Genomic DNA, 9,185 nt, shown 5'->3' on the forward strand with positions numbered 1-9,185 from the left:
GGCTGGGAGAGGCGCTCCTGCGCCTCTCCCCGCCCCGGCACCAGCGCCTCGACCACGCCACCGGCCTGGACATCGAGGTCGGCGGCGCGGAGCTGAACGCGCTGATCGCGGCGGCCGGGCTGGGCCTGCCCGCCACCTGGGTCTCCCGGCTGGCCGGCACCCCGCTCGGCCGCCGGATCACCGCCCACGCCCACGCGTACGGCGTCGGCACCCGGATCGACTGGGAGGAGGACGCCCGCACGGCGCTCTACTTCGTCGAGCAGGGCGTCCCGCCGCGCCCTTCGGAGGTCCTCTACGACCGGGGCGGTACCGCCACGACGCGGCTCACCCCGGACACCTTCGACTGGAAGGGCCTGACCGGCGGCGCCGGCGCGGTGCTGAGCAGCGGGATCACCTGCGCGCTCGGGGCCGGCCCCGCCGCCGCCGTCACGGCCCTGCTGTCGGCCGGGCGCGGGAACGGCGCGGTCACCGCGTTCGACGTCAACCACCGCAGCAGGATGTGGACGTGGGAGCAGGCCGCGCCGGTGCTGCGCGGCGTCCTGCCGGAGGTGGACCTCCTGCTCGCGAGCCGGCACGACCTGGTGCGGCTGCTGCCGTCCGCCCGCGAGGACGAGAGCCCGGCCGCGTCGGCGCGCCGGGCCATCGGGGAGTTCGGGCACGAGATGGTCGTCCTCCGCGAGACCGCCGAGCTGCCCGGCCGCCGGATCACCACCCGCGTCGTCGCCGTCACCGCGGACGAGGAGTTCGCCAGCGCGGACCACGAGGCCGGCGTCGTCGACGCGTTCGGGGCCGGGGACGCCGCGCTCGGCGTGCTGCTGGCCGCCCGGCTGGCCGGCGACGACCCCGCCGAGGCCGTCGACAAGGCGGCGTGGGCCGGCGCCTTCCAGCACACCATGCCCGGCGACGCCTGCCCGGTCCGCACGGCGGACCTGGCCCGGCGCGGGGCCGAGTCACGGAGGATTCTGCGATGACACCACTGAACACCGCCGACCTGCGCGGAGCGATCGCCATCCTGCGGCTGACCGGCCACCGCCACATCGCCGAAGCCGGCGTCGCGCTGTACGAGGCGGGCCTGACGTCCATGGAGGTCACGTTCGACCACCCGGACGCCCCGGCCGCGCTGCGCGAACTGCGCGCCGCCCTGCCTCCGGACGCGCTGCTGGGCGCGGGGACGATCCGCACCCGCGAGCAGGTCGAGCTGGCCGCGTCGTGCGGCGCCCGCTACTGCGTCAGCCCGCACACCGACACGGCGCTCATCCGGGCCGTGCTCAGCGCCGGCCTGGAGCCGCTGCCGGGCGCCACGACCGCCACCGAGATCGCCGCCGCGCAGGACGCGGGGGCCCGCGTCATCAAGCTGTTCCCGGCGGGGGCGCTCGGCCTGCCCTATCTGGAGGCGCTGCTCGGGCCGTTCCGCGAGGTGGCGTTCGTTCCGACCGGCGGCATCCGGCACGACACGGCCGGCGAGTGGATCGCCGCCGGGGCCGTCGCGGTCGGGCTGGGCTCGGACCTGGTCCCGGCCGCGCCCGTCCCGGACGACCTGCCCGGCATCGCCCGGCGCGCGGCCACCGTCGCCGCCCAGGTCGCCGCGGCCGGGAAGGCGCCGTGATCGTCGACGCGCACGCGCACGTCTTCCGCCCCGCCGCCGTGCGGCGGCGGGCGGCGGACGAGCTGGCCCCCGCCGGGCGCGACGCCCCGGCCGAGGACCTGCTCGCCGTGATGGCGGCCTCCGGGATCGGCCGGGCGGTGCTCGTCCCGCTCGGCCCGGAGACCGAGTACGTGGCCGAGACGCGCGCCGCCCACCCCGGGCGGTTCGCCTCGGTCGCGGTGGCGGGCCCGGTGATCCAGGGAAGACGCCCGGACCTGGACCCGGACCCGCCGGCGGCCCTGCGCGACCTGGTCGCGCAGGGCTTCTCCGGCCTGCGCACGCGCTGGCTCGGCGACCCGGGACGGCCGCTGGCCGACAGCCCGATGCTGCCCGTCCTGCGCGAGCTGGCCGACCGCGGGCTGCCCCTGTGGAGCTACCTGCCGCCCGACCAGCTGGCGCTGCTGCGCGAGCTGCCGCGTGCCGTGCCCGGGCTGCGGATCGTCCTCAACCACCTGGGGTTCGCGCCGCACGGCATGCGCGTGGACGAGCACGCCCGGCCGTACTTCGCCGACCCGTTCCCGCCGGCCGTGGTGGACACCGTGCTGGAACTGGCCCGCCACCCGCACGCGTACCTGATGTTCTCGGGCCAGTACGCGCTCTCGCGCGAGGCGCCGCCGTACAAGGACCTGGACGGCGTCGTGCGCGCGTTCGCCGATGCCTACGGCACCGGCCGGATGCTCTGGGCCTCCGACTACCCGTGGACCAGGGACGTGCCGGGCCCGGCCGAGCTGCTGGAGCTGGCGGGGCACGTACTGCCCGGCCTCTCGCCCGGCGAGCGCGCCGCTCTGCACGGCGGCACCGCGCTGTCCCTGTTCCCCGGCCTCGCCTCCGAGGCCGGACCCGACACACGAGACGAATGGGAGGGCTGATGCCGATCCCCGCACCCCACGCCGAGCGGATGCCCCGGTCGGGAATCCGCGCCGTCATGGACATGGCCTGGCAGATGCAGGACCCGGTCATCGGGCTGCACGTGGGCGAGCCGAGCTTCGCCACGCCCGGACACGTCCTGGACGCGGCGGCCGGCGCCTACGCCGAGGGCCGCACCCGGTACGTGCCCAACGCGGGCGTGACCGAGCTGCGCGACGCGATCGCCGCGAAGCTGCGCAAGGTCAACGGCATCGAGTCCGCGGCCACCGAGCGGGTCATCGTCACCGCGGGCGGCATGCAGGCGCTCCAGCTCGGCATGACCGCGGTCGTCGGCGCCGGTGACGAGGTGCTGATCCCCGACCCGGGCTGGCCCAACTTCGCCATGCTCGTCCAGCTCCTCCAGGCGGTGCCCGTCCGCTACGAGCTGCGCCCGGAGAACGGCTTCCGGCCCGACCCGGCCGACCTGGCCCGGCTGGTCACCCCGAGGACCCGGGCGATCGTGGTGAACTCGCCGTCCAACCCGCTCGGCACCGTGCTGCCCGGCGAGACCATCGAACGGCTGGTGGCCTTCGCCCGCGAGCACGACCTGTGGCTCGTCTCCGACGAGTGCTACGAGGAGATCACCTTCGACGGGCCGCACGTCAGCCCCGCCGTGTTCGACACCGACGACCGGGTGATCAGCTGCTTCAGCTTCTCCAAGACCTACGCGATGACGGGGATGCGGGTCGGCTACCTGCTCGCGCCGCCGGAGCTCGCACCCGTGTGCGCCAAGCTCCAGGAACCGCTGGTGGCGTGCGTGAACGCGCCCGCGCAGGTCGGCGCGCTCGCGGCGCTGACCGGGCCTCAGGACCAGAAGGCCGTGGCGCGCGAGACATACCGCGAGCGGCGCGAGGCGGCCACGGCCGTCCTCGACCGGGCGGGCCTGCCGTACCAGCGCCCGGAGGGGGCCTTCTACCTGTGGGTGGACGTGTCGGACCGGTCCGGGGACGACGTGACCGCATGGGCCGTCCGCCTCCTGCGCGAACAGCACGTCGCGGTCGCCCCCGGGACGACCTTCGGCCCGCACGGCGAGGGCTGGATCCGACTCTCCCTCGCCACCGCCACCGAGGACCTCCTCGAAGGCATCCAGCGCATCCTCCGCTGCCGCTGACCGCCGGCGCGTTTGTCATGGACTGATCAAACCGGCACGGCGAGCGTGTGGCTCAGGTGAGCAGCGGGCGGGCGCGGGCGCGCCTACCCTCGGGGTGACGACCGGGGGTCATCCCGGGCAGGCGCCGCGGCTCGCGGGGGGGCACGCAGGAAGGTCGGTCATGACTCGCCCCATGGGTTCTCCGCGCAGGCCGGCGCGCCGGCGCCTGATCACGTCGATCACGCTGGCCGCGCTCGCGTTCGGGCTGCCGATCCCGGCGCCTCCCTCCGCGGTGGTCCCGGAGGCGCGGGCCGGCGTGTTCCGGCCCGACCGGATCATGGTCACCGCCGCCGGCGTACCCGCCTACCGGCTGGACGGCGACCTGACCTCCGGCGGAATCGCCGTGAACGACGCCGTGGGCGACTACAAGACCGAAAGGGTGCAGGGGCAGGGCACCGTGTCCGGTTCCCAGGGCCCCGCCGAGGTCACGTTCAAGCTGACCCGTTGGATCATCGGGCTGTCGGGGACCTTCAGCGTCCAGGACGAGTCCGCCGGGGTCGAGATCTCCGCAAAGGTCATCGGCGGCGTCCGGTCGCCGTCGGACGCCGTCATCACCTGGCAGGGCATCGGCACCGTCCGCCGGGACGGCCGGTCCGCCGTCCAGGAGGTCGGTTTCACCGTCCACGACCGTCGGCCCGACCCGGGCGACCACGCCGTCCACATCAGGCACGCGGGGCAGGAGCGCAAGGCGATCCTGCGGCTGCCCGACGACTACGACGGCTCGCCCCGTCCGGTGCTCTTCCATTTCCCCGGGCTCTTCGAGGCCCCGTGGATGGCCGAGTTCTTCGGCCGGATGGCCGACCACGCGCAGACCCGCGGCTACATCATGATCACGCCGGAGCACTACGGGATCGGCTGGCAGGGCGTCGCGGGGGGACCGGCCGAGCCGGACGTCGACGATCCCGGCTTCGTCGCCGCGCTCCAGGACGTCCTGGTCGAGCGCTTCAACGCCGACCCGCGCCGCCTGTACGCCTCGGGCATGAGCAACGGCGGGTTCTTCACCAGCAAGATGGCGTGCGAGAACGGGCGCTTCGCCGCGTTCGCGCCGGTCGCCGGCCAGCTGGGGGACCAGGCCGCCTGCCGTCCCGGCCGCCGCGTCCCCATCGTGATGATCCACGGTGACGGGGACCCGCTCGTCCCGTACGGCACGGCGACGGCGGCCGCGCCGTTCTGGGCGCGCAACAACGGCTGCGGCGCCACCGCCACCAGCGTGGACCTGCCCGACACGCACCCTGAGGACGGCACCACGGTCACCCGGCACGCCCATGACCGGTGCCCGGCCGACGCTCCGGTGATCCTTTACCAGATCAGGGGCGGCGGCCATAACTGGCCCGGCGGCATCCCCTTCCTCGGCCCGGTCCTGGGCGGCACCACCCAGGACATCGACGCGAACACCGTCATCTGGGACTTCGTCTCCCGGTTCCGGCTGCCCTAGGGTCCGGGGCTCAGAAGGAGGCGCGGAAGGCGGCGAGCCTCCGCTGGTCCTCCTCGGGCGTCGTGGCCAGTTCGGGGCGGCCCGGATAGGTGTCGAGCAGCAGATGGGTCGCTCCCAGCGCGGCGAACTCCTCGGCCTGCCGCAGCGCCTGGCCGACGTCGTCCAGCCGGATGCGGGGCGCCAGTGCCGGTACCGGTCGCCCGGCCTCCTCGGCGGCCTTGCGCAGGGCGGGGAGCCCCTCGTCGCGGAGCCGGTCCGGCGCCACGTTGATCGGGTGCCAGGCGTCGCCGAACCGCGCCGCCCTGCGCAGGGCCCCGGGCGCCCGCCCGCCGACCCATACGGGCGGATGCGGTTCCTGGGCGGGGTGCGGCCTCGGATCGACCGTCTCGCCGCCGTACGTGACCGAGTCCTGCGTCCAGGAGTCCAGGATCACCTCCAGGTACCGGTCGGCCAGCGCTCCGCGCTGCTCGAAGGGCACGTCCAGCGCCACATACTCCCGCCTCGCCCAGCCGACGCCCACCCCGAATATCAGCCGTCCGCCGCTGAGCCGGTCCAGGTTCGCGGTGACGCGCGCGAGCTGCAGCGGGTGCCGGTACGGCAGGACGGTGACCGTCGTGCCCAGCCCGATCCGCTCGGTCGTCCCGGCCAGCCAGGCCAGCACGGTGAACGGATCGTAGAACGGCGCCGGGTACTGCTCGGCGACGTCGGGCGTGACCGCGAGGTGGTCGGAGAGCATGGCGAAGTCGAACCCCGATTCCTCGGCGAACCGCCCCCACTCCGCGAACTCCTCCGGCGTCGCGTGCGGACCGAAGTTGAGTATGTTGACACCGAGCTTCATGATCGGCGTCAACGCTCCGGCCCCACCCCGTTGTTCCAGGCGGCCCCGTCGGCTACTGCGGCGGCCCTTGCGCCTTCCCCAGCTCGGTCGCGAGGGCCGTGATCGTTTCCGGCGGGTGGGTCGAGCCGGGGAAGTAGGCGCAGATCCGCTCGGCCACGTCGCCGAACCTCCTCCCGATCTCGGCGGCGCACTCGGCCGGTGTTCCGACGACCGCCAGGGTCCGCGTCATCGTGTCGTCGATCAGGCCGGTCATCGCCATGATGTCGCCGGTCTTGGACAGCGCGTTCAGCTCGGGCTGCAGGTCCCCCCAGCCCTCGACGTCCAGGACCGGCCTGTACGCCGGAGTCGATCCGTAGAAGGCCAGCAGCGCCTTCACGCCGAAGGTCGCGGCCTCGATCTCGCCGGGGGAGCCGCCCGTCGCGACGATCGCCTGCGGGTACAGGTCGATGCGCTCGCGGCCCGCCAGCTCCAGGCCCTCGGCCACCGCCGGGAGCGTGCGCTCGCGGAAGTGCCGATGGCTGTGGAACGGCATCACCAGCAGCCCGTCGGCGACCTCGGCCGCGGTCCGGGTCATCACCGGGCCCAGCGCACCGAGCAGGACCGGCGGCACGCCGTACGGGTTCGGCCCGGGGGCGAACGTCGCGGGCATCAGGGTGTGCTTGGTGAACTCGCCGCGGAAGTCGAGCCGCCCGCCGCTCTGCCACGCGTCCAGGATCGCCTTCACCGCGAGCACCGCCTCGCGCATCCGGGCGGCCGGTCTGCTCCAGGACGCGCCGTACCGGTTCTCGATGTGCGGCCTGATCTGCGAGCCCAGCCCGAGCCGGAACCGGCCCCTGCTCAGCAGTTGCAGGTCGTAGGCCGTGTTGGCCAGCTGCATCGGGCTGCGCGGGATCGCGATGGCGACGTTGGTCATCAGGTCGGTCGGCGGCACGTCCGGCGATCCGGCCGCGACGATCAGCGGCAGGAACACGTCGTGCGGACCCTCGAACGTGAACAGGCCGTCGACCCCCGCGGCGATCAGGGTGCGGGCACGCTCGCCCGCCTCGTCCGGCCGTCCGTCCAGTTGCACGTCGAGCTTCACGACCCGATCTCCATTCCGCGCGATACCGCCCGTTCCCGGCGAAGCCGGGGCTCACGCGATGAGCTTCGCATCCCCGGTGGCGAGCGGATGTCGAGCTGGTAGCGGGAGCTATGGGTACGGGTGGGGGAGGTGGTGGTCCTTCGGCACGGACGAATGCACCGGATATCGCGCGCAGGCGGGGCGGACTTCCATGTGGTGGAGGCCCGCTGCTATGACACGTACGACCGAGGGCCCGTCGTTTCCGGCGAGTTTCACCCACGCCGCCGATACGTTCTCGTCGGCGTCGGCGTCGGCGTCGGCGTCGGCGTCGGCGTCGGAGGCGGGCGGAGAGGAGTAGTCGTGGTCCCGTGTCAGACGGTCGAGCAGGCTGAAGCGATCGGGATTGCAGTAGTAGAGAAGGTGATCCTGGAACGTGGTGACGTCGTCCACGCGGCGATTCTCGTGTAGGGCCGCGAGCAGCCGTACCTGGACGGCCTCGGCCAGTGCGTGGCGCAGCCGGTGGCCGGGATCGTCATGGGCGCTGAAGCCGATCCCGAACGAGCAGGTGGAGGGCTTGCGGGTGAGGACGGCTGCGACCGCCCGTCCGGTGAGGGCGGGAGTCTGGAGGGGCTCGGTGGTCCAGCCGAGTTGGGCGTCGCGTTCGAGGGCCTCGGTGATCTCGGGTGCCTTGTCCTGGATCGGGGTGAAGCGCGCCTGGCCTGCCCAGACACGCATCACGGCGTCGCGTTCCAGTACCTCGGCGGTGGCGTGCCGGACCGCTGATGCGGTGTCGGGCCCGGCGGCCAGGCCGATTGTGGTGATCTCGCTGATCCGGTCCTCGAGCGCAATGTTGCGGAGGGCGATCAGGGCCTCGGGGATCCAGACGGGGCGCCCGTCCTCCATCGCCGTTCCCCGGACCCAGGTCAGCGGGCGATCGGGGGTGTAGCCGGGAAACGGCCAGCGGGTCGGGAAGACGGGACGGCCGATCACGCTCGGCACGTCCAGGACGGAATCACCCGCGGCGCCCAACTCGGCCGCGGTGGCCCGCACGCCGTCCGGACGCCAGCGGCGGGCCGCGACGCGTTCGACAAGCTCGCCGACGCAAGAGGTGATCGCCTCGGCGGTGGACGTCGCGCATCCGGCGATCTCGATCGGACGGTCGCCGTCGTCTCGTTCGAGCTGGCCCAGGGCGAGGACGTGGCCGAGTAGCTCCGGGCGGGCGAAATAATGCCGCACGTCGAGGTCGGCCGGCGGCCGCCACAGCGAGGCCCACCGGTCGAACTGCTCGCTCAGGGCGGGCCGTACCGTGGCGAGTTGGACGGGCGAACCGAAGACGCGCAGCCTGAGACGTTCCCGCATGGCGTCCCGTCAGGCCGCGGCCGTCACCAGGCCGCGCCCGGCCCAGTCGTCGAGCACCTCGGCCAAGTCCCGGCGGATCTGGGCCGGGTCGCCCTCGTACTCCCGGCCGCAGGCGGCCGCGAGGTCGTCCAGCGTCCGCGATCCGTCGATGAGCCGCCACAGCACCACGGCCGTGCCCTCCAGTACCAGATACTTTCCGGACGGGGTGGTGAGCAGCATCTGCTCCCCGAGGTCATTGCACTCGACGCCGCCGGCTGGGGCATAAACGGTCATGTTCAGCTTGTTCTTTAACCTCCTGCCTGCCCGAGTCTGGCTGCAAGGGTCTTCTCGCGTTTGGTCGTTTTGCCGACGTCGTGTCGGGGTGTGGGGCGCCGGTTTTTGGAGCCGGGAGGCCGTCCTGGCCCGGGTTTGCCGGGTTTCGGTGCGCCGGCCGGGAGGGTGGTCTTCGCGCGGATGTTCCGGAAGCCCCGGCGGACCCGGGCCGGGGTCAGCCTTCCTGCGGCTGCCGGCCGTTCCCAGGGGCGGCGTAGATCCTCGGTGAGGTGACGGGCGAGTCGGAGCTGGGTGTGCGCGGCGATGATCAGCCAGGTCCACCGGTCTGCTGCCTCAGGGGTGCGGAACTTGGGTGCGGTCCAGCCGAGGGTCTGCTTGAACAGCCGGAAGGTGTGCTCCAGATCGAAGCGCCGCAGGAACGCTTGCCAGAGCCGGTCGACGTGCTGCGGGCAGGCGCCGGTGCGTGAGGACCACAGCCAGACCGGCTTGGGGTCGCCGGTGCCGGGGATCTGCTCGACG

General features: G+C 73.5%; 9 protein-coding genes and 1 pseudogene. 5 read left to right on the forward strand and 5 right to left on the reverse strand.

Features of this window, described 5'->3' with window-relative positions; genetic code table 11:
• The 5 genes from E1281_RS32980 to E1281_RS33000 all read left to right on the forward strand — a co-directional run.
• Nucleotides 1-971: sugar kinase (locus tag E1281_RS32980; RefSeq protein WP_165959210.1), on the forward strand; the 971-nt coding region annotated here is incomplete at its 5' end.
• Nucleotides 968-1,606 carry a bifunctional 4-hydroxy-2-oxoglutarate aldolase/2-dehydro-3-deoxy-phosphogluconate aldolase gene (locus E1281_RS32985; RefSeq protein ID WP_131883633.1) on the forward strand — a complete coding sequence of 213 codons (639 nt, stop codon included), beginning with the start codon at nucleotides 968-970 and terminating at the stop codon, nucleotides 1,604-1,606. The genes E1281_RS32980 and E1281_RS32985, both read left to right, overlap by 4 nt.
• Nucleotides 1,603-2,514: an amidohydrolase family protein gene (locus E1281_RS32990; RefSeq protein ID WP_165959211.1), complete on the forward strand. Its 912-nt coding sequence runs from the start codon at nucleotides 1,603-1,605 to the stop codon at nucleotides 2,512-2,514. Before E1281_RS32985 ends, E1281_RS32990 begins: the two co-directional genes overlap by 4 nt.
• Nucleotides 2,514-3,662: a pyridoxal phosphate-dependent aminotransferase gene (locus E1281_RS32995; RefSeq protein ID WP_131883635.1), complete on the forward strand. Its 1,149-nt coding sequence runs from the start codon at nucleotides 2,514-2,516 to the stop codon at nucleotides 3,660-3,662. The genes E1281_RS32990 and E1281_RS32995 overlap by 1 nt, the downstream gene beginning before the upstream one ends.
• Nucleotides 3,663-3,822: 160 nt before the next feature.
• The gene (locus tag E1281_RS33000) at nucleotides 3,823-5,136 is read left to right on the forward strand and encodes a hypothetical protein (RefSeq protein ID WP_131883636.1); all 1,314 of its coding nucleotides are present in this window, start codon (nucleotides 3,823-3,825) and stop codon (nucleotides 5,134-5,136) included.
• A 10-nt stretch (nucleotides 5,137-5,146) separates the two neighbouring features.
• Here E1281_RS33000 and E1281_RS33005 read toward each other — a convergent pair whose 3' ends face one another.
• The 5 genes and pseudogenes from E1281_RS33005 to E1281_RS33025 form a co-directional block, all read right to left on the reverse strand.
• Complete coding sequence (locus E1281_RS33005) at nucleotides 5,147-5,974, reverse strand: TIGR03619 family F420-dependent LLM class oxidoreductase (protein ID WP_131883637.1); 828 nt, start codon at nucleotides 5,972-5,974, stop codon at nucleotides 5,147-5,149.
• A 52-nt stretch (nucleotides 5,975-6,026) separates the two neighbouring features.
• Nucleotides 6,027-7,055 carry a TIGR03617 family F420-dependent LLM class oxidoreductase gene (locus E1281_RS33010; protein WP_131883638.1) on the reverse strand — a complete coding sequence of 343 codons (1,029 nt, stop codon included), beginning with the start codon at nucleotides 7,053-7,055 and terminating at the stop codon, nucleotides 6,027-6,029.
• 108 nt (nucleotides 7,056-7,163) lie between these two features.
• Nucleotides 7,164-8,393, reverse strand: a complete 1,230-nt coding sequence (locus tag E1281_RS33015; RefSeq protein WP_131883639.1) for a YcaO-like family protein — start codon at nucleotides 8,391-8,393, stop codon at nucleotides 7,164-7,166.
• A 9-nt stretch (nucleotides 8,394-8,402) separates the two neighbouring features.
• On the reverse strand, nucleotides 8,403-8,666 hold the full coding sequence (locus tag E1281_RS33020) for a PqqD family protein (protein ID WP_131883640.1): 264 nt from the start codon (nucleotides 8,664-8,666) through the stop codon (nucleotides 8,403-8,405).
• A gap of 14 nt (nucleotides 8,667-8,680) precedes the next feature.
• Nucleotides 8,681-9,185, reverse strand: a pseudogene (locus E1281_RS33025) (transposase); the annotation flags it as partial.

Source organism: Actinomadura sp. KC345 (assembly GCF_004348515.1).
Classification (GTDB): domain Bacteria; phylum Actinomycetota; class Actinomycetes; order Streptosporangiales; family Streptosporangiaceae; genus Spirillospora.

What these genes read in the sequence shown, in the direction of transcription:
- E1281_RS32985 (WP_131883633.1), top strand. Translation starts at nt 968, where the DNA reads ATGACACCACTGAACACCGCCGACCTGCGCGGAGCGATCGCCATCCTG.
- E1281_RS32995 (WP_131883635.1), top strand. Translation starts at nt 2,514, where the DNA reads ATGCCGATCCCCGCACCCCACGCCGAGCGGATGCCCCGGTCGGGAATC.
- E1281_RS33000 (WP_131883636.1), top strand. Translation starts at nt 3,823, where the DNA reads ATGACTCGCCCCATGGGTTCTCCGCGCAGGCCGGCGCGCCGGCGCCTG.
- E1281_RS33005 (WP_131883637.1), bottom strand. Translation starts at nt 5,974, where the DNA reads ATGAAGCTCGGTGTCAACATACTCAACTTCGGTCCGCACGCGACGCCG.
- E1281_RS33015 (WP_131883639.1), bottom strand. Translation starts at nt 8,393, where the DNA reads ATGCGGGAACGTCTCAGGCTGCGCGTCTTCGGTTCGCCCGTCCAACTC.
- E1281_RS33020 (WP_131883640.1), bottom strand. Translation starts at nt 8,666, where the DNA reads ATGACCGTTTATGCCCCAGCCGGCGGCGTCGAGTGCAATGACCTCGGG.